Here is a 24,189-nt window from a genome sequence, read left to right as displayed (position 1 = left end):
ATGACCCTCGCCGACCCCTATTCGACCGATCCCATCCCGCGCGAGGCCGCCGTGCTCGGCGTGCTCGGACTGGTGCCGTTTGGCCTCGCCGCCGCCGGCGTCGTGCTGTGGCCGGCCGGCTCGCCGGCGGAACTCGCCGCCGCCAAGGCCCTGCTCGGCTATGGCGCGGCGATCCTGTCCTTCCTCGGCGGCGTGCGCTGGGGCAATGCGCTGCGCATCGCCGATGCCCATGCGCGCGAACATGAATTCGCGCTCGCGGTCTTGCCGGCGCTTGCCGGCTGGTTCGCGCTGCTGGTGCCGTTCTTCTGGGCCACCAGCCTTTTCACGGCGGCCTTTGCTATCCAGGGGCTCTGGGACGTCGGCGCCGCCCATCGCGGCGAATTGCCGGCTTGGTATGGCCGGCTGCGCAAGCGGCTCACCATCGTGGTGACAGGCATCTTCGCAGTGGTCGCGGGCTATGCGGCCGTGACGCTCTGAAGCGGATCGGAGGTTCCGACGCGCGTCAGTCCGGCAGCAGTCGGGACGCCGGGAAGGCGTAGACGCGCCCCTCGCCGAGCAGGCAGGCGGTCAGCCGCGGCGGCTCGAACAGGCCGCGATAGGCGCGATCGAGCACATTGAGCCCGCCGGTATAGGCGCCGAAGGCCGGCAGCATGAGACGGCGCCCGTCGGTCGCGAAGCAGCGCCGCCGCACCGACTTCGCCTTGAGCGCCACGCGCGCCGCCGGATGCAGGTGGCCGGCGATCTCGCCGACCGCCTCGGAACAGCCGTCGAGCCGCGGTTCGTGCCGGAACGCCAGCGTGCCGATCGCGATCTCCTCGGCATGGATGCCGCCGAGCGCGGTGCGGCCGGCGACGCCGAGATCCGGATCGTGATTGCCGGCGATCCAGACCCAATCGCGCCCGGCCTGCAGCCGCGCGACGAGTGCGAGCGCCGTCTCGTCGAGCCGTTCGACGCCGAAGCGATCGTGAAAACTGTCGCCGAGCGCGATCACCAGCTTCGGATCGAGCCGGTCGATCGCGCGGGCGAGCCGGCCGAGCGTCGCCGTCGTGTCGTAGGGCGGCACCAGCATGCCGCGCCGGGCGAGCGACGAGCCATGTTCGAGATGCAGATCCGCGACCAGCAGCGCCCGTTCATCCGCCCACCAGGCGACGCCCTCGGGCAGCAGCGTCAGCCACGCGCCGGCGACCGCGACACCGACCTCGAAGGCGTCGGGCGTCGGCGCGGCAGCGGCGACACGGGCGGCGAACGGGCTCACGGCGTGACGCTCCTCTCCCCGAGATCGGTGAAGAACCGCAGCCGATACCCGTCCGGGTCGGCAACCACGAACTGCCGATTGCCGAGTTCGACCGCATCGCGCCGATACCAGCGCTCCTCGATCGGGATCACGATCGGCGCGCCGCAGGCGAGCACGCGCTCATAGACCGGATCGACGTCGTCGATCTCCATCTGGAGGTTCATGCCACGCCCGAACGGGTACTCCCGCGGCGCCGTGTGAAACTGTCGCTCCCCGAACGAGATCTGCTCGAGCATCAGATGCAGGTCGTCGATGGCGAGATAGGCGAAGCGATCCTCCGGGCGATCGTAGCGGACGCGGAAGCCGACGACATCGACATAGAAGGCGAGCGACCGGTCGAGGTCGGTGACCTCGAGCTCGGGCACCATGCGCGGCTCGCGCTGTTCCGGTTGCTTCACGCCCGTCATTCCATCGCCTCACGCACCAATGCGTCCGCCTCTTCTGCCAGCAGCGTCTCGTCCGCCTCGCCGGCCACCCGCTCCTTGCCGATCTCCAGCATGATCGGCACCGCCAGCGGCGAAATGTGATCGAGGCATTTCAGCACGATTCGGTGTCGGATCCGCGCCAGCATCTGCGACAGGCGGCCGATGTCGAGCAAGCCTGCGGATGCGTCAGCCCAGGTCGCCTTGAGGAGCAGGTGGTCGGGCTCGTGGCTTCTGAGCACGTCATAGACGAGATCGGTCGAGACCGTGATCTGCCGGCCGGTCTTTTCCTGCCCCGGATGCCGGCGCTCGATCAGGCCGGCGATCACGGCGCAGGTGCGGAACGTGCGTTTCAGGAGATAGCTGTCCGCCATCCAGGCGTCGAGGTCGTCGCCGAGCATGTCCTCGTCGAACAGCTGATCGAGCGAGGGCCGACCCTTTTTGAACAAGGCGCCGAGATCGTCGAGCGCCCAGACGCCGATCGAGTAGTCGGTCGCCACGAAGCCGATCGGTCGCGCCTTGAACCGTTCGAGCCGGCGGGTCAGGAGCATGCCGAGCGTCTGGTGCGCGAGCCGCCCCTCGAACGGATAGGCGACCATGTAGTGCTTGCCGGCGCGCGGGAACGTCTCGACCAGCAGTTCCTCGCGCTTCGGCAGGATCGAGCGCAGTTTTTGAACCTTGAGCCAGTCGGAAACCTGCTCCGGCAGCTTGCCCCAGTCCTCGGGCGCGGCGAGCATCGCGCGCACCTTGTCGGCGAGATAGGTCGAGAGCGGGAATTTGCCGCCCGCATAGGCCGGGATGCGCGGGCTCTCGTCGCGGGTGCGGGTGACCAGCGCCTCGTTGTCGCGGATGGTCTCGAAGCGCAGCACCTCGCCGCCGAACAGGAACGTGTCGCCCTTGGCCAGCGTCTCGAAGAAATACTCCTCCATCTCGCCGAGCACCCGGCCGCCGCGCGACGGCGTACCGCCCGAGACCTTGGCGACCAGCCGGACTTTCAGCATCGGCATCTCGACGATGGTACCGACGTTGAGCCGCCACGTCTGGGCGATCTGCGGGTTGGCGACGCGCCAGAGCCCTTCCTTCGTGCGGCGGATCTTGGCATAGCGCTCGTAGACCTTGAGCGCGTAGCCACCGGTCGCGACATAGCGGACGGCCTGATCGAACAGCGCGCGGTCGAGCGCGCGATAGGGATAGGCCGAGATGACCTCGGCAAAAAGGCCGTCCTCGGCGAAGGGTTTCGCGACCGCCATGCCGAGGATGTGCTGGGCGAGCACGTCGAGAGCGCCGGGGCGGATCGGCGGCGTGTCCTGGTCGCCGAGATAGTTGGCGTCGAGCGCGGCGCGGCACTCGAGCACCTCGAAGCGGTTCGCCGGCACCAGCAGCGCGCGGCTCGGCTCGTCCATCCGGTGATTGGCGCGGCCGATGCGCTGCGCGAGCCGGCTCGCGCCCTTCGGCGCACCGACATGGATGACGAGGTCGACGTCGCCCCAGTCGATGCCGAGATCGAGCGTCGAGGTCGCGACGACCGCATCGAGCGAGCCCTCGGCCATCGCCGCCTCGACCCGGCGCCGCTGGCCGACGTCGAGCGAGCCGTGGTGCAGCGCGATGCGCAGATTGTCGTCGTTGATGGTCCAGAGCTCCTGGAACACCATCTCGGCCTGGCTGCGCGTGTTGACGAAGATCAGCGCGGTCTTGGCGGTCTTGATCGCCGCATAGACCGCCCCCATCGCCCAGCGCGCCGAATGGCCGGCCCAGGGAATGCGCTCGGCCGCCTCCAGGATCCGGATATCGGGCGCCGCGCCGCCGGTGATGGTCACGACATCGGCGACATGAGTTTCGCCCGGCACCTGCGGCACCAGCCAGGCGGCCAGTTCCTCCGGATTGGAGACCGTCGCCGACAGGCCGACGGCGCGCAGCTTCGGCGCGAGCTGCCGGAGCCGCGCGAGCCCGAGCGCGAGCAGGTCGCCGCGTTTGGAGGTCACGAGCGCATGCAGCTCGTCGAACACCACGCAGGAGAGATCGCCGAACAGGTCCTCGGCCTCCCGCGAGGCGATCAGCAACTCGACCTGCTCGGGCGTGGTCATCAGGATGTCGGGCGGCACGGTCTTCTGGCGCTGGCGCTTGTGCGCGGGCGTGTCGCCGGTGCGGGTCTCGACGCGGATGTCGAGGCCCATCTCGGCGATCGGTCGCTCGACGTTGCGGGCGACGTCGACGGCGAGCGCCTTCAGGGGCGAGATGTAGAGCGTGTGGATGCCGCGCCGGGCGACGCCCCGGCCGCTCGCCATGAGCCGGCGCTCGCCTTTGTCCGCGGTGAGATCGACGAGGCTCGGCAGGAAGCCGGCGAGTGTCTTGCCGGCGCCGGTCGGCGCCACCAGCAGCACGGAACGGCCCTGGCGCGCCTTGTCGAGCAGCGCGACCTGATGCGGCCGCGGGCTCCAGCCGCGCGCGGCGAACCAGCCGGCGAAAGCGGCAGGCAACAACAGTTCAGGATCGGGGAAGTCCTGCGGTGCGCTCACGGGTCGACCCTATCCGTTCCCGGTCCGTTCGTCGAGGCGGGCGCTTCGGATGTGCGAGTGAAAAAAAAGCCCGGCTCCAGGGGCGGGAGCCGGGCTTCAGGGGATTGCGGGCCTTGCGGCCCGCGCGGGGGACTTCGATCCGGCCGGTCAGGGGGAACCCGGCGGATCATGGGAGCGGTTCAGGCGGGCGGCGCGGTGAGGATCGGGGGTCAGCCGGTCACGCTTTGCCGGACGCCTGTGGGGTCAGTTGCAGTCCTTCCAGAGGTACGGCTTCCCGTACATGTCGTACTTTGTGTACTCGGTGCAGTTGGAGCCGGGGACTTCGCGCACCACGCGGCGGCGCACGACGGGGGCTTCCTCGTAGACGGTCGCGCCGGCCGGGGCGTCGACGTAGCCGTCGTCGTAGTAGTAGGTGCGGTTCTGCTGCGAGGCGATCGCGCCGCCGATCAGCGCGCCGCCGATCAGGCCGGCCGCGACGCCCGCGCCGACGCCGGCACCGCCATGGTGGCGATAGCCGCCGTGATAGCCGTGATGGCGCCAGTACTGGGCCTCGGCGGTGCTGGTCACGGCCAGCGACGAGACCAGGACGGCGCCCGTCATCAGTGCGGCGAAGGTCTTGTTCATGGGTCTACTCCCGTGACGGTTCCGGAGCGCACCCCGGAAGCTCAATGTTGAGATCATGGCGGAACGCGACTGCACCAAGGCTGAGTGACGTGTTCATCCCGAGTTCATCGCGCCCGCCGCTTCGGCAACAAGAACGGCGCGTGCCTGAAAACCGTTCCATCCAGCGCATCACGACGTTGCGATAGCCACGCATGGACGAGGCTGAAGCTGCCCCGAAATGCCGAGGGCGCCGGATCGGCTCCGGCGCCCTCGGGGTCATGAAAAGCTCTTCTGAAAGGTCTGGTCGAAAAGTCCCGGTCGAAACGGTCGGTTCGCAATCGCGATGACGGCCGGGTGGCCGGGATGATCAGTAGCGGCAGGAGCGGCGGACGACCTCGTTGCCCCACCGGTCGTAGCCGACGACGCGGGTGTAGCAGCGGCGCGGGGCCGACGCCTGGGTGATGACGCCGCCGAGGATCAGGCCGCCGACCAGGCCGGCCGCGACGGCGCCGCCGCCGTATCCGTAGCCGTGGCGGTGCCAATGATGGGCCTCGGCCTGGGTCGCGCTGCCGACGGCGACGGTGGCGAGGGTCGCGAAAGCGACGGCGGCGGTGGCGATCTTTTTCATGATGCAATCTCCTTCGGTTCGAATGGTTGGATCTGCTTCTTCTCAGGGGGGGCCGGCTCGTTGGCCGGCTTCGATGCTGAGGAGAATGCGCCCGCGCCCATGCATCGACGCTGAGCGCGGCGTTCAGAAATCGTTCAGCGAAATGTCAGGAGATCACGAACGCGTGAAGAGTGCTGCGAGGCCGGTGACCGGTGCGCCGCGATCCTGGCGCAGATCGAGCGTTTCCATCGCCTCGACCCGGAAGCCGAGCGTGCCGGCGAGCGCCATCAGGCTCGCCGGCGCATGGGCATAGCGCAGGCTGTCGCGCAGCGTGAAGCCGGTGCCGACCGCAGGATCGGTCTCGACGGTGAAGGCGAGGCGCCCGCGCGGTGCGAGCGCGTGGGCCGCCGCCGTCAGCACCGGCGCGAGATCGCCGAGGTAGCAGAACACGTCGGCCGCCGTGACGAGCTCGACCGAGCCGGCCGGCAGCGCCTCCAGCGCGGCGACCACGTCGGCCGCCTCGAGCCGGTCGTAGAGCTGCTTCGCCGCCGCGACCGCCAGCATGCGCTCGGAGAGATCGATGCCGATCAGCTTGCCGGTGATCGGCCGGAGCAGCGGTCCCATCAGGCCTGTGCCGCAGCCGAGATCGACGACGGTGCCGAACGGCCCGGTCGCGCCATGGCGCGCGAGCACGGCGGCGATCGCCTGTGGGGCGCGATAGCCGAGCGCCTCGACCAGATGCTGCTCGAACCGGTCGGCATAGGCGTCGAACAGGTCGCGGACATAGGCCGGCGGCGGCGCGTCTGGGGCCGGCGCGCCGTTGAGCCGCGCGAGCCTGAGCCCGGCGCCGAGCCGGTCCGACGGATCGAGCTCGGTCGCGCGGAGATAGGCCGCGGCCGCACCCTCGATGTGGCCCGCCGCCTCGCGCGCCTCGCCGAGCCGGAACCAGCCCGGCGCCCAGCCGGGCGCGAGGTCGAGCGCCTGTTCGAGCAGATCCGCCGCCGCGCTCGCGTCGCCGCTTTCCATCAACGCCGCCGCATAGTCGGCGCGCCGGTCGGCGATCAGGTCTCCGGAGGACAGGAAGGTCGGCTGCATCGTGGCGCTCGCTGGTGGTCCGCGTGCTTAGCGCAGGTGCGGCACCGCGGTCGAGGGCGTCGTGCGATCGGAGACCCCCCGGTCGCGACACCGTTCTGTTTCCCGTGCCCGGTGACGGCGCCCGCCCGCGACCCTACATTCCCGATCGATGAGCCTCGCCGCCGATATCCTCTGTCAGACCCCCGCCGGGCTCTATTGCCCGCTCGGCGGCTTCCATATCGATCCGGTCCGCGCCGTCGACCGGGCGCTGATCACCCATGGCCATTCCGATCATGCCCGCGCCGGCCACGGCGCTGTCATGGCGACGGCCGAGACGCTCGCGATCATGGGCTTGCGTTACGGCGCGAATTTCGCCGGCACGACCGAGGCGATCCCGCTCGGCGGGACGCGCCGGATCGGCGAGGTCGATGTCGCGTTCCATCCGGCCGGCCATGTGCTCGGCTCGGCGCAGATCGCGGTGACGCGCGGCGCCTGCCGGATCGTCGTCTCCGGCGACTACAAACGCCAGTTCGACCCGACCTGCGCGCCGTTCGAACTGGTCCCCTGCGACGTCTTCGTCACCGAGGCGACCTTCGGCCTGCCGGTGTTCCGGCATCCGGACGCGCGGCAGGAAATCGACAAGCTCATCGCCTCGATCCGGCTGTTCCCCGACCGGCCGCATCTCCTCGGCGCCTATTCGCTCGGCAAGGCGCAGCGCGTGATGGTGCTGTTGCGGGAGGCGGGCTGGGACCGGCCGATCCATATCCACGGCGCGCTGGAGAAGATCTCCCACTTCTATGAGGAGCAGGGCATCGCGATCGGTCCGCTGGAGCCGGTGCGCGGAAAGACCGCCAAGGAGCTCGAAGGCGCGATCGTGATCTGCCCGCCGGGCTCGATGTCGGATCTCTGGTCGCGCCGCATGGGCGATCCGGTCACGGCCTTCGCCAGCGGCTGGATGCGCATCCGCGCCCGCGCCCGCCAGCGCGGCGTCGAACTGCCGCTGGTGATCTCCGATCATGCCGACTGGGACGACCTGCTCGTCACCATCGCCGAGACCGGCGCCGGCGAAGTCTGGGTCACCCATGGCGCCGAGGACGCGCTGGTGCATTGGTGCCGGACGCAAGGGCTCGCGGCGCGGCCGCTGCACCTGCTCGGCTATGGCGACGAGGGCGAGGCTGAGCCCGAGGCCGCCAGCCCGGCGACGGCCGCGGCCGACACCACGGTCGCCGCCGCGGACGGCGGCCCGCCGGTGGAAGGGCAGGGCGCATGAACCGCTTCGCCGAACTGCTCGACCGCCTTGCCTACGAGCCGCGCCGCAACGCCAAGCTCGCGTTGATGACCGACTATTTCCGCCGCACGCCCGATCCTGAGCGCGGCTTCGCGCTCGCGGCGCTGACCGGCGGCCTGTCGTTCCAGCACGCCAAGCCCGGCCTCGTCCGCGCGCTGATTGCCGAGCGCACCGACCCGGTGCTGTTCGCGCTCTCCTATGACTTCGTCGGCGATCTTTCGGAGACCGTCGCGCTGATGTGGCCCGGCCCCGAGCGACACGCGCCGGGCTCATCTGCCGAGACACGGCTCCGCAACGACACGCCGAGCCTCGCCACCGTGGTCGAGACCCTGGCGACCGCGGGCAAGACCGCGTTGCCGCGCATCCTGGCCGGTTGGCTCGATGCGCTCGACGAGGCCGGTCGCTGGGCGCTCCTGAAGCTGATCACCGGCGCACTGCGCGTCGGCGTCTCCGCAAGGCTCGCCAAGACCGCGGTCGCCGCACTGGGCACGGTCGCGCCCGACGACGTCGAGGAGGTCTGGCACGGCGTCAGCCCGCCCTACGAGCCGCTGTTCGCCTGGGTCGAGGGTCACGGCCCCCGGCCGGAGAGCGCCGGGGCCGTGCCGTTCCGGCCACCGATGCTCGCGCACCCGATCGAGGATGCCGATTTCGACAAGCTCGATCCGGCCGCCTTCCTGGCCGAATGGAAATGGGACGGCATCCGCGTCCAGGCGGTCGCCGGTCGCGCGGGCGGGCACGACCGGCGCCGGCTCTATTCGCGCACCGGCGAGGACATCGGCGCGGCCTTCCCGGACCTCTTGGACGCGCTCGATTTCGACGCGGCGATCGACGGCGAGTTGCTGGTACTGGTCGAAGGCCGTGTGCAGTCCTTCAACGTTCTGCAGCAGCGGCTCAATCGCAAGACCGTCACGGCGAAGCTGCTCGCCGAGCATCCCGCGCATGTCCGCGTCTATGACCTGCTCGTCGAGGCCGGCGAGGACCTGCGCGGACTGCCGTTCGAGGCGCGCCGGGCCCGGCTGGAAGCCTTTGTCGCGCGGCTCGACAATCCGCGGCTCGATCTGTCGCCGTTGGTGCCGTTCCCGAGCTGGGATGCGCTCGCCGAAGCCCGCGCCGATCCGGCGGCGGCCGGTGCGGGCGCCGATGCCGAGGCGGTCGAGGGCGTGATGCTGAAGCGCCGCGACGCACCTTACGTGCCCGGCCGGCCGAAGGGGCTCTGGTACAAGTGGAAGCGCGATCCGCGCGTGGTCGATGCCGTGCTGATGTACGCCCAGCGTGGCCACGGCAAGCGCTCGTCGTTCTATTCCGACTTCACCTTCGGCGTCTGGCGCGGAGCAGAGGGCGCTGAGGAACTGGTGCCGGTCGGCAAGGCCTATTTCGGCTTCACCGACGAGGAACTGGTCGAACTCGATCGCTTCATCCGCCGCAACACGGTCAACCGCTTCGGCCCGGTGCGCGAGGTCGTACATGGACCGGCGCAGGGGCTGGTGCTGGAGGTCGCCTTCGAGGGCTTGGCGCGCTCGACCCGGCACAAGTCCGGTCTCGCCATGCGCTTCCCGCGCATCTCCCGCATCCGCTGGGACAAGCCGCCGATCGAGGCTGACCGGCTGGAAACGCTGGAGGTCATGCTCGGCTGACGGCTCGACCGCATCGCCGCTCGCGTGATATCCCGAACGTCATCAACAGCGAGGCGCCTCGTCATGGCTTCGAATTCGCTCGATCGCTTCTTCGGTGGGCCGCCGGTGAGGACGCTGCTCTGGCTCGTCGTGCTCTCGGTCGTGATCGGCTTCGTGCTGGCGACGATCGGCCTCGATCCGGTCACGCTGGTCCATCGGGTGTTCGCCGACTTCGGCCGCTTCGTCGACTACGTGCTGCATTTCGGCTCCGACCTCGTCGGCAACGTCGTGCGCTATTTCATCTATGGCGCGGTGGTCGTGATCCCGATCTGGCTGATCGCACGCCTGCTGTCGTACGGCCGACGCGGCTGAGGCCGCGTCAAACGTCCAGACGACCGCGGCTGAGGCCGCGTCAAATGCCAAGGCAACCGCGGCCGAGGCCGCGCCCAGCGCAAAAGGCAGTCGCGGCTGGGGCCGCGAGGCTCAAACGAATTGTGCCGCGACCCGATGCAGCGTCGCGTGGCGCCGGGCGAGGCGGTCGATGTCGGTCATGTAGCCGCCGCCGATGACGCCGGCGAGCGGCAACCCGGCTTCCCGCACCGTCTCGATCACGAAGCGGTCGCGCGCGAAAAGGCCTTCGTCGCTGAGCGCGAGCCGGCCGAGCCGGTCCTCCGCATGCGGATCGACACCGGCATTGTAGAACACGATGTCGGGTCGATGCCGCGCGATCAGATCCGGCACGATGTCCCGCACCGTCGCGAGATAGGCCGCGTCGCCGGTCGCGTCCGCGAGCCCGATATCGAGCGAAGACGGGATCTTGCGTACCGGATAATTGCGTTCCGCATGCATGGAGAAGGTGAAGACGGAGCTGTCGCCGATGAAGATATCGGCGGTGCCGTCGCCCTGATGGACATCGAGGTCGATCACCAACGCCCGCTCGATCGCGCCTTCGGCCTGCAACACCCGGATCGCCACCGCGACGTCGTTGAAGACGCAGAAGCCGGCGCCCTGCAGGTGCCGGGCATGATGGCTGCCGCCGGCCGTGTTGCAGGCGATGCCCCGGGCGAGCGCCAGCCGGGCGGTGAGCAGCGTGCCGGCGGAGGCCATGCGCGACCGGCGGGCGACCTTCTCGGAGATCTCGAAGCCGATCTCGCGCGCGACCGCCTTCGCCACGTCGGCCGCGAACACGCCCTCGACATAGCCGCGGTCATGGGCGAGCGCGACCCAGTCGGCCGGTGCCGGCTCCGGCGTGTGATAGCCGCCCGGCGCCACCAGGCCCTCTTCGACCAGCACTTCCGCGAGCCGCTTGAACTTCAGCATCGGAAAGCGGTGATCGGCCGGGAATTCGGCGTCGTAGGCGGGGTTGTGGACGATCGCGAGGGCCATGACCCTATATAGCGTGTCGGCCGGCCGGCGGATCAGCGCGACCGATCACGCCGGAGCATGGCCGCAACGCGAAACGGCGGGCACGCGCCCGCCGTCCGAAGGAGAATGTCCGTCGCGGCCGGGCCTCAGAGCGCCTTGCCGCCGAGCAGCTTCAGCGTCGCGGCATCGATCTCGCCGGTCTGCTTGACGCCCATCTTCTTCTGGAACGTCCGGATCGCCTGCTTGGTGCGGCTGTTCATGTCGCCGTCGATCGGACCGGCATAGACGCCGCGCTGCTGCAGCGCCTGCTGCGCGGCCTTGACCGCATCGGCGCCGGCCGGCATCGCGCTGGCGCTCTCGGCCCCCGTCGCCCCGGCCGGCTCGACCCACAGTGCCGTCTCCTCGTTCGCCTCGCGATTGACCGGCTTCTGCTGCCAGGTCTGTACGGCCATCTTGGCGGCGGCGAGCGTGTTCTTGTCGAGATGGGCGGCGACGTCGTCGCGCTTCTTCTCCGCCTCGCGATCACCCGAGCGCGCCGCGAGACCGAACCACTTGTAGGAGACCGCAAGATCCTGGCGGACGCCCGAGCCGAGCGCATTGATGATGCCGAGGTTGAACTGGCTGTCCGGCAAGCCGTGGTCGGCGGCGCGCTGGAACCAGGTGATGGCGTTCGGCATGTCGCGATCGTTGGCGTAGAGCACGCCGAGATTGTGCATCGCCCGAACGTTCCCGTTCTCGGCCGCTTTCTGGTACCACACCTTGGCAGCCGCGAGGTCGCGGGTCACGCCGATGCCCTTCTCGAGCACGCTGCCCATGCGGTACTGCGCCGTGGCGAGGCCCTTCTCGGCGGCGGCCTGGAACCAGCGGGCGGCCTCTTTCGGATCGGTCGGAACGCCACGCCCCTCGGCATAGCGCAGGCCGACTTCGAGAGCGGCCTTGGGGTCGCCGCGCAGCGCCGCCGAACGGAGCTTGTCGCTGCCGATCTTGTCCGGCAGCACCGAGGCGCGCGAGGCCGGATCGGCCGTGGCCGCGCTCGGCGCCGGTGCGGCTGCACCGGCGGGCGCGATCGAGGCGACCGTCGTCGAAGGCGCGATCGGCTGTTGCGCCGGCTCCGCCGCAGGAGCGCCCGCCGAGGGGCTGGCGGTCCCGGCATCGATCGACCCGGTCGCCTCCGGCGCGCGAGGGACGCTGCCGGCCCCGACCTGCCGGACCGAATTGGCCGGAGCGGCCTGGGGACGGCAGCCTGCGGCACGGTCGCGGACTGGCTGGTGACACCGGCCTGGCCGAGCGCATTGCCGCCCGGCATCGCCATCGTGGCGGCCGTGCCCGGAACCGAGCCGGTCGTGGTCGGCCCGGCCATCAGGGAGGAATCCGGCGCCCCCTTGGTGAGGTCCGAATAGGCGCTCATCGAGGTCGACGAATTGAGGCTCGTCCAGGACGGCGCGATCGCGCCGGTGACGATCTGGGCGCCCGCCTTCGGATCCGCGGCCGAGGTCTTGTCCGGCTTCGGCTGGACGCGCTCGCTCTGCTGCTGCGGTGCCGGCCGCGGCGGCTCCTCACCGCCGCCCGGCAGGAACCGCACGGCGATCAGGGTCAGCACGAGCGCGGCGGTGGCGAGCACGAGCGGCCGCCGGCGGCGCAGCACGTCGCCGACCTGCGCGAGCACGCCGAGGCGGCCCTTGCTCTCGGCCGCGGGCGCATCGCCGGCCGGCGCCGCCATGCGCTCGTCGGCCTTCGCCGTGATCACCGGCTCGGAGCTCGCAGCCGCCGCAGCCTGGGCGGCGCGGCGGGCGGCGGCGATGAAATCGGCCTTGCGGGCGGCCGGCGAAGCCGGTTCGGCGGGGCTTCCTTCGGCGGCTCGACGTCGGCCACGGTGAAGGCCGGCTTGCCGGAGCCGGGCTCGAGCGGCCGGTGATCCTCGGTCGGAACCGCCACCGGCTCGGGACGCCGCGGTGCGGCGGCGACCGCCGGTTCCGGCTCGTTCGTGAAGCGCGGCCGCGGCTCGGCGGTGCCGCGCTGGCCGAACAGGTTCTGGCCGGTTTCGATCGCGTTCAGGCGGTCGGCGATACCGACGAGCGCGCCATGCAGCGACTGCAGGGTATCGATCGTGCGGTTCTCGTTGGTGCGCGCCGCGTTCTGAAGCATCTTCAGATCGGCCTGCAGCGCCGTCAGCGTCGGATCGTCGCCACGATCCGTACCGTGATCTCCGCCGCGCTGGCGCAGCATTTCCTCGGCGACTTCGCGCGCGATCGCCGCCACGTCGTCGGAGCGCCGCTCCAGCCGCTCCTCCAGGCGCATGATCGCGCGTTCCATCGCGCCCATGTCGCCGAGACGGTCCTGGGTCTGCTCCAGATGCTGGGTGATCCGGTGAAGCTGGTCCTCGATCTGTTCGAGCGCGCGATCGTCGTCGGCATCGGCGAGGGAGCGCTCCAGCCGTTCGGCGAGCGTCTGCATCTGCGCTTCCATGGCGCGCATCGGCGTTTCGGTCGCCGTGACCATCTCGCGCCGCATGGCCGCGACTTCGCGGGCGAGCGCATCGACGTCGGCATTGGTGCCGACGTGATCGCGCTCGACCCGGTCGAGCGTGCCGATGAGTTGGGCGAGCCGATCCTCGATCACGGCGGTGATCGAGCCGTCACGCGAGCGGCCGATCAGCCGGTCGACCTTGTCGATCGTGGCATCGAGGGCGGCGAGCGAGAGCTGGTGGTCGGCCGACGGCGGCTGGATGCGATCGATCTTGGCCGACAGTTCGTCGAGCCGGCTGGCGAGCGCGCCCGCGTCGCCGACGGGGCCGCCCGGTCGCCGGCCGAGGTCGGCGATCCGCTCGCCGATCTCGGCGACGCGCCGTTCGAGGCCACGGAGTTCGTCGGCGGTGCGGCTGCCGGCCGCGATGATCCTGAGCTCGTCGACGAGACCCGCCATCCGCTCGGGCGACACCGGTCCGCGCGCGGAGCGCTCGACGGAGTCGAGCTTGCCGGTCAGGAGGTCGAGCCGTTCTTCGAGCGAGCGCAGCGCCGGCGACGGGTTGGCCTCGCCGAGCGCACGCTTCAGGTCGTCGATGCGGTTCGAGACGTCGTCGATGCGCGGATCGACGCTGGCGTGATCGCGCACCAGCATGCGGCCGATATCGGCGAGGTTGCGTTCGAGCGCGCTGATCTGGTTGACCTTCGGCACCGAGCCGAGCGCGTCGCGGATCTTGGCGATCTCGGCCCCGAGCTGGTCGATGCCGCGCGTGTCGAGCGTGCCGCGGCGCATCTCGTCGAGACGCTCGACGATATGGCCGTAGCCGGCCTCGAGCGAGCGCAGCGAGCCCTCGACGTTCGACTGCAGCACCACCTCGCGCAGCCGGCCGATCTCCGCGACGAGCGGTTCGATCGACACAGATCCGGCGCCATGCGCCTCGGCCGTGCGCTCGACCAGCCGGCCGAGACGCTTCAGCTCGCCGCCCACATCGACGTCGGCATCCTTGCCGCGGCTCTCGACCGTCTCGCGCAGCGAGCGGATCTCGTCGATGACCGGCCGGATGAGCCCGTCCTCGTCGCGCTTGCGGATCTGGTCGATCTTCTCGGCGAGCGCGCGGAAATGCGGCTCCATCTGCTGGAAGCCACTCGAGCGCGGCTCGTCGTAGCTGCTGCGGGAGCGCGGCTCGTCATGCGAGCGAGACCGGGTTTCGGCGCGCGCCGCCGCGCCGCGCCGTGCTGCGTTCCGCATAGCGGTCGTCGGCGTCGTCGCGATCGACCGCCATGCGCCGCGTCGCCGGACGTGCCGGTGTGTCGTCGAGTGCGCTCTGACGGTCGGAGATCTCGGCGATGGCGCGTCTGAGATAGTCGGGCGAGCCGCCGATGCCGGCGGCGCGGGCCGAACTCGTCTGGCGGGCCGGCCGGCGCGCCTGCGGGTCGCGTTCCTCGGCAAGAGTGCGGATACGGCGATCGAGGGCGTCGAGCGTGTCGAGAATGGCATCGGCGCGCCGGTTGTCGCGGCCGCGCGTCTCGCCGCCGCGGCCCCCGACCTCGGAAAGCCGCCGCACGGCGGCACCGATCTCGTTCAGCTCATCTTCGCGCGAGCGCTCGCCCCGCCACGAATCGCGGCCGGCGCTGTCGTCGTCGCGGGATTTCGACGTCGCACGGGCCCGGCGCCCGTCGGTCAGAACGGAGCGCACGACATCGTCGACCGAAACGCCGGCCCGTCGAACCGCGTCGGCGATCCGGTCCGACATGTCGTCGTCGTTGTCCCGCAGAGTCCTGACCATCTCGGCCCCCTGTGGCCCGCAGATCGTTTCGCCGTTCGATGGACGGCTTCGGACGATCGATGCGGACGTGATTCGCCCGGGTCGAACGCCTGGGTGTGTCGGCGACAGAGTTGGCGAACAGGGTAAACAGATGGTTAAGAACCGGCGTGCGGAGTCACGGTGCCGTAATTTCTGTTAAGCGACGGTGCACGGACGCCGCGTCGAGAACAGCCATTCCGGGCGAAGCTGTACGCATCGGTAAGCTGCGAACGCTTAACGAAAATCAGCAAATCTATAATAATTCAACTTAATTTGGACGCAGAGGAAGCAGCGATATCGGTTATCGGTCTGCCCAGAGCTCGGCCTTAACGGGGATTCGGTGCAAATTCGCTGCGGTCGACGGTACGTCATCTTGATCTCGCCGCTTTTCTCATGGCACTTTTCCATGCCGTTGCCGTGAATGCGAGCAGCGGGGTGGTTGACCATGCCTGAGCGGCAGCTTATCAAGCTCAAGTCGGTCGACGACTGCATAAGAACAACGAATCGACGCGGGGGAGCAGTCCGGCTTCTCGACGTGTGAGAAGGAGGTTGTTCCCATGAAAGAAGCACTGGCTCTCGATCAATCGACGGCCCAGTCCGGCCTTCGTTCGTCCTCCGGTCAGGAGGAGACGCGGCAGGCCTGGTTCACCATCGGTGATCTCGCCAAGGAATTCGACGTCACGCTGCGGACCTTGCGGTTCTACGAGGACAAGGGCCTCCTGAACCCCCGTCGCGAGGGCTTGAACCGGATCTACGGTCGTCGTGACCGTGCCCGTTTGAAGCTCGTGCTGATGGGCAAGCGGGTCGGTTTCTCCCTGACCGAAATCAAGGAGATGCTCGACCTGTACGATCTGCGCGACGGGCAGCTGACCCAGCTGCGCGTTGCGCATCGCAAGTTCCGCGAGCAGATGAGCATCCTGGAGCAGCAGAAGAAGGACATCGACGCGGCGCTCGACGAAGTGAAGTCGACGATCGGGGAGATCGACGATCTGCTCAAGGCCAAAGAGGCGACCGCGGGTTGATCCCGCTGTCCCCATTGCTTCAGTCCTAGTTTATCTCCTTCTTTCATGGGCCGCCGGGCCCGTTCATGTACGGATGACGCGGCAGGGAAAGCGCTCGTTCGGAGCGCGGTCCCACCGCCGGTTGGCGGGGATCGGACGCGGTCCCCGCCGCCGCCATCTCAACGCCAGCCTACGGCGCTTGACGGCTCTCGTTTGTCCGCAGCCTCGATCCGATCCAATCCCGCCTTGCGCTCCTGAATGCCTCGTATCAGCCGGCATCTGTCGGCATGTTCGGACGTGAATGCGTTCCGACGTGAGCGCGTCGCGGTTTCGTGGCATGCTCGCAGGGTGATCCGGTGCGGGGCATGCAGCTCCCGTATTCGGGAGGCGAAGATCGAGGGACTTTGGGGGAACGCGGGGATCGGCGACATGACCGTCAGACGCCTCTTCGACGCTCGTGCGGCGCTCGGCGCCGGAAGGCTCCTTGTCGCCGTGCTCGCCGTTGCCCCGACGACCGCCATGGCGGCCGCCGGGACCGCCACGAGCGCGCCCGGCAGCGCGTCCGCCTGCGAGGTCGAAGGCGCGGGCCTGGCCTCCGAGAAGGCGAGGCTGGAAGCCGAACTCGCCGCCACCCGCGCCGAGCGTGACGAGCTCCGGCGTCGCCTGGGCTCGGCCAGCACCGCCGCCGCGGCCCTGGAGCGCGTTGAAGCGACGCTGGAGACGGCCGCCACCGAGACACGCAGCTTCGCGGTCGAGGCAAATCGGCGGCTGCTGACGACGGTTTCCGGCTGGAAGCAGCGTCTGGCGCCGGAAAAGCGTGCCTCGAAGTGAAGCGGCGGACGGCAGGATTTGGCAGGCCCGCGCGGCGGGCGCCTTCGCCTGGAGGAATGCTCCAAAAACAAAACGGGCCCCGCGAGGGGCCCGTGGTCGTTCGGGAGCGGCAGTCGCGAACCTCAGGGACTCTGCGTCGCCTTGTGCTGCTCGGCGCGGAGCTGCTCCTCGATGCTCTTCTGCTTCTGCTGGATGTCCTGCGCGATCGCTTCCTGACGCTTCTTCAGCGTCGCCTCGTCGATCGCCTTGCCCTCGTTGGCGCTCTTGAAGCTGGCGAGCGGGAAGGCGAACGAGATCGGATTGGCGGCCTGGCCCTGCGCGGTCACGGTCAGGGTCGAGCCCTTCTTGAGGCTGCCGAGGAAAGCCTCGGTGGTGACGAAACCGGCGACGCAGGCTTCCGGCATGCACAGCGAGAACTTGCCGTCCTCGGCCTTGTTCTGGTCGACCTGCACCTTGACGCCCGGCTGCAGCAGGAGACCCGTCGGCATGATCAGCTCGACGATCTTGCGCGCCTCACCGGCCATTTCGCTGACCGAGATCGAGGCGAGGAACTGGCCGCCTTCGCTGCGCAGGTCGTAGCCGGTCTTGCAGATTTCCTTCTTCTGCCGCTCGTCGTTGCCGCAGATCTTCATCCAGCCGTCGATGGTCACGGCGCCCGCGGCCGCCGGCTTCGGGGCGTCCTGGGCGAGGGCGGAACCGAACGCCATGCCGATCAGGGACATGAGCGCCGTCAGCGACGTGACGACGATGCGCCGCGCGATTTCCTGGAGGATGACCGTCATCGACCTTCTCGTTGTTCATCGCCGGACGATCGGATCGCGCCGGCTCACTGTGATGGCTTCCCGCGAAGATGCTTCCCGCGAAGGGGGCGACGTGCGCCGCGGATCGGCAATCCCCGCCGCAGGACACGCCCGCGCGCGCCTCGCGTTCATACAAGCCGCGCCCGGTTCGTTCAATGGGCGAGATCGGCTTTCGCCGCGCGGGCCACGGGCTTCCCGCAGCCCGCGGCGTGTGTGGCGGCGCTTTGCGGCGACACGGTGGCGGCCGGCCGGCCATCCGCCCGGCAGCGGCGATCAGCCGTATCTTTCCAGGATTTCGGCCGGAATGGTGACCGCGCGGCGGGTCGCCATGTCCATCGCCAGCGCGACCACCTCGCAGACCGCCGCCGGCCGGCCGCTGCGGCTCTCGAAATAGCGGTGGGTCTGCACCAGGGTGCGGCGCGACACCGGCCCGACGGTCGAGACCAGATGGACGAGGTCGCCGGCGCGGAGCCGCTCGCCATAGGTGAGCTTCATCTCGACCGCGACCCGGCCGAGCCCGCGCTCGGCGAGCCATGCCCTTGTCATACCGAGCCGCGCCCAGGCATGCGGCGCGGCGTCGGAGGCGCGCGCGATGTGGACGTAGTCCTCGATGACGCCGTCGACGTCCGCTTCGGCAACCGTGACGCGGGTCATCGCGGTCATCGCGCCGCCGGCCTCGATCGCGGCTTCGGTGGAGAGATCGAGCGCCGCGGGTGCGATGTCGAGGCCGCGCGGCACGGCCGAGGCCGGCATCGGCACGGCGGCGGGGCCGAGGTCGTCCGGCCGGTCGACCAGATAGCGGTCGAGTGCGGTCGCCGAGATCGCCTCCGATCCGAGCGGCCGCATCTCGTGGACGATCGCGATCGTGCCGGGTGCGCTCTCGATGCGTGCCGAGCGGATGCCGACCGGCATACCGCCGGCGAGCTCGGCGTGATAGCGCACATGCCGCGTCAGCCGGTGCGGCAGCCGTCCATCGAGCCCGGCGATGCGGCGGAACTGTCGGTCGGCGGCCTCGAATTTCGACCAGTAGAACCGCACGTTCATGTGCTGGTTCTCGTCGCATTCCCACATGTCGACGAAGCCGAGATAGGTATCGACGAAGCCCATGTGCCTGCCTCCGGTCATGGGCTCAGCCGAGCCCGAGCAGGAACGCGTCCATGCGCGCCAGGCTCTCCTCGGCGAGCGCCGAGGGGAAGCTCTGGAACACATGCGCCCCGCCCGGATAGACCGCGAGCTCGCCCGCGTTGCCCGCCGCCAGCCAGCGGCTCGCCATGAACAGCGAATCGTCGAGCAGGCAGTCGCGCGTGCCGATCGAGAACAGCGCCGGCGGCAGGCCGCGCAGATCGGCCTTGAGCGGCGACACGTCCGGATCCTCGGTCGAGCCGCCGTGGAGCAGGAAGTGGCGCACGAACATCTCGATGTCGCGCGTGTTGAGCACCAGCTTCTCGGTTCCCCAGGCGCGTGCGCTCGGCGTGAGGCCGAGATCGAAACAGCCGGCGACCAGATTGGCGCCCGCGAAGGGCGAGAGCCCGTGGCGATCGCGCAGACGCAGCAGGGTGACGACCGACAGATGCGCGCCGGCGGACTCGCCGCCGATCGCGAACAGGTTGGAGCCGAAGCGCGCCTCGCCCTCGCGGACTAGCCAGAGCGCCGCCGCCTCGCAATCGTCCGGCCCCTGCGGGTAGGGGTTCTCGGGCGCGAGCCGGTAGTCGACCGAAATGGCGGCGAGCCCGGTGTTGTCGGCGATCCGTTCGAGCCGCGTGTCCTGCTGGTCGGCCGAGCCGAGCACCCAGCCGCCGCCGTGGATGTGCAGGTAGGCGCCGCGCGGCGTGCCGTTCGCCGGCGGAATGATGCGCAAGGCGATCGGACCGTGCCGGCCCTCGATCGTGACCGTCTCGGCGCGCGGCGATTTCGGTGCGAGCGGGAAGGGGCCGAGCCCCTTGGCGCGGCGCTCGCGGATCACCCGCGGCTCGAGGCTCCACATGTCCGGCAGCCGTTCGAGCAATGCGACGACATTGGCGTTGAGCTTCGCCGTCTCCTCCGAGATCGCCTCGGGGGCGAACAGGGCGGGGTCGAGTGAAATCATCGGAAGAACTCCGGTCGCGATCTTGGCGGGAATGTCGAGGGGGGAACAGCCGGTGACGCTCCGCCGAGGGCGGACTGTCGACGAGCCTGGGAGGTGAGAACGGAATCGATCGGCGTTCAGATCCCCTGCAGGAGCAGCGTGGTGGTGCCGACCTCGATCGTGTCGCCGATCTTCAGCTCCGCCTCGCCGCGCAGCAGCCGGCCGTTGACCACGACCGGATTGACCTTGCCGCCGTCGATCAGCCGGAACGGCCCGTTCGGCCCGTCGGCGACCAGAATGGCGTGGTCGCGCCGCGACACGGTCGGGTCGCCGAAATCGAGCGCGATGCGGTTCGCCCGCTCGCGGCCGATCGCGTTGGTGCCGCGATAGACCAGCCGAACCTGCCCGGCGCCATGCCCGCCCATGACGACGACACGCGCGATCGGCCGCTCCGAACGCGCGAACACCACTTGGGTGGCGACGTCGTCGGTGTCGGTTTCCGTCTCGGCCGCCGCATCGTCCTTGCGCAGGTGCCGGACGATCTGGGTGGTCGGCGGGATGTCGTCGTCCTCGGCCATGGCTTGCTCCGGTCGATGGGGCGGGGTCACGCCGCGCCGCGATCCGCTGGGGCCGCGGAAGCGGAAGGACACGGCGCCGACGGTGACGATGTCGCCGTCGGCGAGTGTGGCGCGGGCCCGGTGAATGCCGTTGACGAGCAACTGGTTCGGCTCGGGCCGGTCGGCGGTCTGGTTCAGGATCTCGAAGGTGCCGTCGGCTCCGCGCGAAAGCAACGCGTGATGGCGCGACACGGTGACGTCGCCGATGCGCAGATCGTCGTCGGAATGCCGGCCGATCACCAGACGCGCGCTTCGCACGCTGACGACGCCGGGCTCGCCGTCGAACTCGAAAGCACCGCGAGCGCCGGCGGCCCGCCGGGATCATGGGAGCTCGGGGAGAGGCCGGCGCCGGTGCGGCTCCGGCATCGCGGCGCCGTCGCCTCGACGCCGCGACGGCGACGACGAGGATCACCGCGCCGATCGCAAAGGCCAGCACGACGAGGAGGATCTGCACCACGGGTGATTCGAGCCACTGCAAGGGACGTCTCCGGCGAACCTCGGTGCGTTGCCGCACCTCTCCATCGGTGGAAAGACGCAGCCTCGACCGCACGGATCATGGCCGACCGCGTCGATACTGGCAAATTTCGGCCGTGCCGGAGAAAAAGGGGTGTGTTTCGTCACAAGGACGTGAGCTTGCGCTGGCAACCGCCGTCGACAGGGTGTAATTTTTCGGAAGCTCATAAGAACGGTCAGAGGGCGATTTCGCAGAATGCAGTCGATCCCGAGGGATGTGGCGACGTTTGCCGGCCTGCGCCAGGCGATGACTCGGATCACTGTCGACACCACGGGCCGAGGCACGCAGGACATTACGTCACGCGTCGATCAATGGCTGACACAGGCCGGAGCCGCGGACGGGTTGTTGACGGTGTTCATCCGGCACACCTCCGCGTCGCTTGTCGTGACCGAGAACACCGATCCGGACGTCCGCCACGATCTGGTCGACGCGCTCGACCGGCTGGCGCCGGTCAACATGCCCTATCGCCACGATCTCGAAGGCCTGGACGACATGCCGGCCCATATCAAGACCGCGCTGACCTCGGTCTCGGTCGCGATTCCGGTCGTCGGCGGCCGCATGGATTTCGGCACCTGGCAGGGATTGTTCGTGGTCGAGCACCGCCTGCGCGGCCACCCGCGCCGGCTGACACTGCATTATCTCGGCACCTGATCCGTTCCCGCCGCAATCGCCCATCTTCAAGGGTGGTCTGAACCGTTCGCCTCCGTCTGCCGTAAACGCTTCGTGGTGATACGGATGGAGGTTCGGGATGGCCAAGGAAACCGATCCGGTCCGGTTCGATCCAGTCCCGTTCGATGGTCCCGCGCGTCGACCGCCGCTTCGGCGCGCGGCGGTCGCGGCGACGACGGCGGGCCTGATGCTCGCGGCGGCGCTCGGCGTCGCGATCGTCTGGGCGATCACGCTGCTGCCGATCGGCGACAGCTTCGCGCGCATCGTCGCCGATCCCTGGGGAATCGTGACGCTGCTCGACCTCTATGCCGGCTTCTTCTTCGCGATCGCGCTGGTCTTTCTGGTCGAGCGCCGGCTGCTGATCGCGGCCCCCGTGGCGTTGGCGATCCTCACGCTCGGCAATCTGGCCACCGCCGCCTGGGTGGTGTGGCGCCTGCGCCGGCTGGCCGGCGCATTCAAGAGATAGCGGGCCGGCTGGCCGGCGCATTCAAGAGATAGCGGGCCGGCTGGCCGGCGCCCGCGAGGGACGCCGGCGCGGCTATCGAATCAGGCCTTGTGCGACTTGTAGGCTTCGGTCGCACCGATCAGTTCGTCGACGATGCCGGGCTCGGACAGCGCATGGCCGCCGTCCTGCACGATGCGGAGTTCGCCCTTCGGCCAGACCTTCTTGAGATCCCAGGCGTTGAAGAACGGCGTGCACATGTCATAGCGGCCGTGGACGATCACGCCGGGAATGTCGGCGATCCGGTGCGCGTCGCGCAGGAGCTGATCGTCGGCGTCGAAGAAGCCCTTGTTGACGAAGTAGTGGCATTCGATGCGCGCGAAGGCGATCGCGTAGTGGTCGTCGGCGAAAGAGGCGACGCGCGCCGGATCGGGGAAGAGCGACAGCGTCGAACCCTCCCAGACGCTCCAGCGTCGCGCGGCCTCCTGTCGAACCTGCGGATCCGGATCGACCAGCCGGCGATGGTAGGCCGCGATCAGGTCATGGCGCTCGGCCTCCGGGATATGCTCGCGGAACGGCTCGAACAGATCGGGGAAGATCAGGCTCGCGCCTTCCTGATAGAACCACAGCAGTTCCTTGCGCCGCAGCGTGAAGATGCCGCGCAGCACCAGCTCGCTGACCCGCTCGGGATGCGTTTCGGCATAGGCGAGGCAGAGCGTCGAGCCCCAGGAGCCGCCGAACAGCTGCCAGCGCTCGACGCCGCAATGCTCGCGGATCTTCTCCATGTCGGCGACGAGATCCCAGGTGGTGTTCTCGCGGAGCTCGGCGTGCGGCGTCGACTTTCCGCAGCCGCGCTGGTCGAACAGGATGATCCGGTAGGCGGCGGGATCGTGCATGCGCCGCATCGCCGGATTGACGCCGCCGCCCGGGCCGCCGTGGACCATGATCACCGGCTTGCCCTTCGGGTTGCCGCACTCCTCGACGTGGATCTCGTGCAGATCGGACACCTTCAGCCGGTAGGTGGCGTAGGGCTCGATCGGCGGGAACATGGTGCGGCGCGACGTGGCGGTCATGAAGGCTTTTCCTTGTGGGCGTCGGGCGAGGCCGACGGCGTCGATCCGTCCTGCCGCGCGTGGCGGCGGATCGGCGCCAACTTAGCCCAAGTCGCGGTCGGGGATCGACCGCGATGGCGCCATTTGGTGCAGCCATGCGCCGAACGCTCGGCTCATCAAGCACTTGGCTCGCCATCGTCCGGCTGCGATCGGCGCGGCGGCGGCACATTCGCCGACCCGCGCCGCAACCGAAACGGCGGTCTTCCGCAAGGATCCCTGCGCGAAAACGCGGAGGTGCTTGCGTGATGAAGACGCAAAAACAATAATCGCCGTATCGGCTTGCATCCCGCGCAGGCTCGACCACCGTCAATCGGCCGCCCACCCGACCGGGCGAAGCCAGGCCGCGGGGTCAACCGCTGATCGAAGCGGAAGCGGGGCGAGGGGGGAAATCGCTTGAGTTCGACCGCGGCCTACCGGTTCATCATCGCCGACGATCACCCGCTGTTTCGCGGCGCGCTACGCCAGACGCTCGAGAGCATGTTCGAGGGCGTCGCGATCTCGGAAGCGGGCTCGCTCGATGCCGTGACCGAGATCCTCGAGCAGGGCGACGACGTCGATCTCGTGCTGCTCGATCTCAACATGCCGGGCGTGCGCGGCTTCTCGGGGCTGATGTACCTGCGCGCGCAGTATCCGTCGGTGCCGGTGGTCGTGGTCTCGGCCAACGAGGAGGCGCTGGCGATCCGTCGCTGCATGGAGTTCGGCGCCGCCGGCTTCGTGCCGAAGTCGCTCGGCACCGATTCGATCCGTCTGGCGCTGTCGACCGTCATGGAAGGCGGCACCTGGACGCCGCCCGACATCGATCTCTCGGCCGTGCCGGCCGACGAGACGGGCAAGCTCGTGCAGCGCCTGTCGACGCTGACGCCGCAGCAGGTGCGCGTGCTGATGATGCTGAGCGAGGGCCTGCTCAACAAGCAGATCGCCTACGAGCTCAGCGTCTCGGAGGCGACCGTCAAGGCGCATGTCTCGGCGATCCTGCAGAAGCTCGGCGTCGAGAGCCGCACCCAGGCCGTCATCGCCGCCTCGAAGATCGAGGCCGGGCAATGGCAGTCGTTAGGGGTGTGAGCGGCGGGAAGGAACCCCGTCGGCCCC

The 24,189-nt window shown here is 69.4% G+C and carries 25 protein-coding genes; 10 read left to right on the top strand and 15 right to left on the bottom strand.

The features are described 5' to 3' along the window. Nucleotides 1-477, top strand: a complete 477-nt coding sequence (locus ABS361_14500; protein XBY43300.1) for a DUF3429 domain-containing protein — start codon at nucleotides 1-3, stop codon at nucleotides 475-477. 25 nt (nucleotides 478-502) lie between these two features. Here ABS361_14500 and pdeM read toward each other — a convergent pair whose 3' ends face one another. From pdeM to ABS361_14470, 6 genes are all read right to left on the bottom strand, one after another. After that, the gene (gene pdeM / locus ABS361_14495; GenBank protein ID XBY43299.1) at nucleotides 503-1,255 is read right to left on the bottom strand and encodes a ligase-associated DNA damage response endonuclease PdeM; all 753 of its coding nucleotides are present in this window, start codon (nucleotides 1,253-1,255) and stop codon (nucleotides 503-505) included. Then, nucleotides 1,252-1,692 (bottom strand): VOC family protein, encoded by a 441-nt coding sequence (locus ABS361_14490; protein XBY43298.1) that lies wholly within the window; start codon nucleotides 1,690-1,692, stop codon nucleotides 1,252-1,254. The genes pdeM and ABS361_14490 overlap by 4 nt, the downstream gene beginning before the upstream one ends. 5 nt (nucleotides 1,693-1,697) lie before the next feature. Beyond that, nucleotides 1,698-4,232 (bottom strand): ligase-associated DNA damage response DEXH box helicase, encoded by a 2,535-nt coding sequence (locus tag ABS361_14485; GenBank protein ID XBY43297.1) that lies wholly within the window; start codon nucleotides 4,230-4,232, stop codon nucleotides 1,698-1,700. A gap of 243 nt (nucleotides 4,233-4,475) precedes the next feature. Beyond that, nucleotides 4,476-4,856 carry a hypothetical protein gene (locus tag ABS361_14480; GenBank protein XBY43296.1) on the bottom strand — a complete coding sequence of 127 codons (381 nt, stop codon included), beginning with the start codon at nucleotides 4,854-4,856 and terminating at the stop codon, nucleotides 4,476-4,478. A gap of 346 nt (nucleotides 4,857-5,202) precedes the next feature. Next, nucleotides 5,203-5,463 carry a hypothetical protein gene (locus ABS361_14475; GenBank protein XBY43295.1) on the bottom strand — a complete coding sequence of 87 codons (261 nt, stop codon included), beginning with the start codon at nucleotides 5,461-5,463 and terminating at the stop codon, nucleotides 5,203-5,205. 153 nt (nucleotides 5,464-5,616) lie between these two features. Beyond that, nucleotides 5,617-6,537 (bottom strand): methyltransferase domain-containing protein, encoded by a 921-nt coding sequence (locus tag ABS361_14470; protein ID XBY43294.1) that lies wholly within the window; start codon nucleotides 6,535-6,537, stop codon nucleotides 5,617-5,619. Between the two features lie 148 nt (nucleotides 6,538-6,685). On the opposite strand from ABS361_14470, the gene ABS361_14465 reads away from it, so the two are divergent. The 3 genes from ABS361_14465 to ABS361_14455 all read left to right on the top strand — a co-directional run bounded on the left by ABS361_14465 (nucleotide 6,686) and on the right by ABS361_14455 (nucleotide 9,789). Beyond that, entirely contained in the window at nucleotides 6,686-7,786 is a 1,101-nt protein-coding gene (locus ABS361_14465; protein XBY43293.1) for a ligase-associated DNA damage response exonuclease, read from the top strand. Continuing rightward, complete coding sequence (locus tag ABS361_14460) at nucleotides 7,783-9,438, top strand: cisplatin damage response ATP-dependent DNA ligase (GenBank protein XBY43292.1); 1,656 nt, start codon at nucleotides 7,783-7,785, stop codon at nucleotides 9,436-9,438. The genes ABS361_14465 and ABS361_14460 overlap by 4 nt, the downstream gene beginning before the upstream one ends. 63 nt (nucleotides 9,439-9,501) lie before the next feature. Next, the gene (locus ABS361_14455; GenBank protein ID XBY43291.1) at nucleotides 9,502-9,789 is read left to right on the top strand and encodes a DUF6460 domain-containing protein; all 288 of its coding nucleotides are present in this window, start codon (nucleotides 9,502-9,504) and stop codon (nucleotides 9,787-9,789) included. Nucleotides 9,790-9,900: 111 nt separating this feature from the next. Here ABS361_14455 and ABS361_14450 read toward each other — a convergent pair whose 3' ends face one another. Both ABS361_14450 and ABS361_14445 read right to left on the bottom strand, forming a co-directional pair. Beyond that, nucleotides 9,901-10,803, bottom strand: coding sequence for a histone deacetylase (locus tag ABS361_14450; GenBank protein ID XBY43290.1), 903 nt, complete (start codon nucleotides 10,801-10,803; stop codon nucleotides 9,901-9,903). A gap of 125 nt (nucleotides 10,804-10,928) precedes the next feature. Continuing rightward, on the bottom strand, nucleotides 10,929-11,780 hold the full coding sequence (locus tag ABS361_14445; GenBank protein XBY43289.1) for an SEL1-like repeat protein: 852 nt from the start codon (nucleotides 11,778-11,780) through the stop codon (nucleotides 10,929-10,931). Between ABS361_14445 and ABS361_14440 the strand changes: the two genes are divergently transcribed. Beyond that, on the top strand, nucleotides 11,767-12,054 hold the full coding sequence (locus tag ABS361_14440) for a hypothetical protein (protein XBY43288.1): 288 nt from the start codon (nucleotides 11,767-11,769) through the stop codon (nucleotides 12,052-12,054). The two genes, ABS361_14445 and ABS361_14440, sit on opposite strands and share 14 nt — an antisense overlap. A gap of 471 nt (nucleotides 12,055-12,525) precedes the next feature. Here the strand turns inward: ABS361_14440 and ABS361_14435 are convergent, their stop codons facing one another. Then, entirely contained in the window at nucleotides 12,526-14,493 is a 1,968-nt protein-coding gene (locus tag ABS361_14435; GenBank protein XBY43287.1) for a hypothetical protein, read from the bottom strand. Next, entirely contained in the window at nucleotides 14,432-15,031 is a 600-nt protein-coding gene (locus ABS361_14430) for a hypothetical protein (protein ID XBY43286.1), read from the bottom strand. The genes ABS361_14435 and ABS361_14430 overlap by 62 nt, the downstream gene beginning before the upstream one ends. 575 nt (nucleotides 15,032-15,606) lie before the next feature. On the opposite strand from ABS361_14430, the gene ABS361_14425 reads away from it, so the two are divergent. Beyond that, complete coding sequence (locus tag ABS361_14425; protein ID XBY43285.1) at nucleotides 15,607-16,071, top strand: MerR family DNA-binding transcriptional regulator; 465 nt, start codon at nucleotides 15,607-15,609, stop codon at nucleotides 16,069-16,071. Between the two features lie 408 nt (nucleotides 16,072-16,479). Continuing rightward, a complete protein-coding gene (locus ABS361_14420; protein XBY43284.1) occupies nucleotides 16,480-16,881 on the top strand; it encodes a hypothetical protein in 402 nt (133 codons plus the stop codon). A gap of 122 nt (nucleotides 16,882-17,003) precedes the next feature. Here ABS361_14420 and ABS361_14415 read toward each other — a convergent pair whose 3' ends face one another. The 4 genes from ABS361_14415 to ABS361_14400 form a co-directional block, all read right to left on the bottom strand. After that, a complete protein-coding gene (locus ABS361_14415; GenBank protein XBY43283.1) occupies nucleotides 17,004-17,663 on the bottom strand; it encodes an invasion associated locus B family protein in 660 nt (219 codons plus the stop codon). Nucleotides 17,664-17,954: 291 nt separating this feature from the next. Then, nucleotides 17,955-18,788 carry a thioesterase family protein gene (locus ABS361_14410; protein XBY43282.1) on the bottom strand — a complete coding sequence of 278 codons (834 nt, stop codon included), beginning with the start codon at nucleotides 18,786-18,788 and terminating at the stop codon, nucleotides 17,955-17,957. Between the two features lie 22 nt (nucleotides 18,789-18,810). Further along, nucleotides 18,811-19,767, bottom strand: coding sequence for an alpha/beta hydrolase (locus ABS361_14405; GenBank protein XBY43281.1), 957 nt, complete (start codon nucleotides 19,765-19,767; stop codon nucleotides 18,811-18,813). 116 nt (nucleotides 19,768-19,883) lie between these two features. After that, nucleotides 19,884-20,621, bottom strand: a complete 738-nt coding sequence (locus tag ABS361_14400; GenBank protein XBY43280.1) for an FHA domain-containing protein — start codon at nucleotides 20,619-20,621, stop codon at nucleotides 19,884-19,886. Between the two features lie 451 nt (nucleotides 20,622-21,072). Here ABS361_14400 and ABS361_14395 point away from each other — a divergent pair, with 451 nt between their 5' ends. Beyond that, entirely contained in the window at nucleotides 21,073-21,528 is a 456-nt protein-coding gene (locus tag ABS361_14395; protein ID XBY43279.1) for a secondary thiamine-phosphate synthase enzyme YjbQ, read from the top strand. Nucleotides 21,529-21,625: 97 nt separating this feature from the next. Then, nucleotides 21,626-22,012: a hypothetical protein gene (locus tag ABS361_14390; GenBank protein XBY43278.1), complete on the top strand. Its 387-nt coding sequence runs from the start codon at nucleotides 21,626-21,628 to the stop codon at nucleotides 22,010-22,012. Nucleotides 22,013-22,092: 80 nt separating this feature from the next. Here ABS361_14390 and pip read toward each other — a convergent pair whose 3' ends face one another. Then, entirely contained in the window at nucleotides 22,093-23,061 is a 969-nt protein-coding gene (pip, locus tag ABS361_14385; GenBank protein XBY43277.1) for a prolyl aminopeptidase, read from the bottom strand. Between the two features lie 432 nt (nucleotides 23,062-23,493). Between pip and ABS361_14380 the strand changes: the two genes are divergently transcribed. Continuing rightward, nucleotides 23,494-24,162: a response regulator transcription factor gene (locus tag ABS361_14380; GenBank protein XBY43276.1), complete on the top strand. Its 669-nt coding sequence runs from the start codon at nucleotides 23,494-23,496 to the stop codon at nucleotides 24,160-24,162. Nucleotides 24,163-24,189: the final 27 nt, after the last annotated feature.

The sequence above is a fragment of the Ancalomicrobiaceae bacterium S20 genome, assembly GCA_040269895.1.
Lineage (GTDB): Bacteria > Pseudomonadota > Alphaproteobacteria > Rhizobiales > Ancalomicrobiaceae > Methyloraptor > Methyloraptor flagellatus.
The sequence above is the reverse complement of the archived record's forward strand: the minus strand, read 5'-3'. Positions and strand labels throughout refer to the sequence as shown.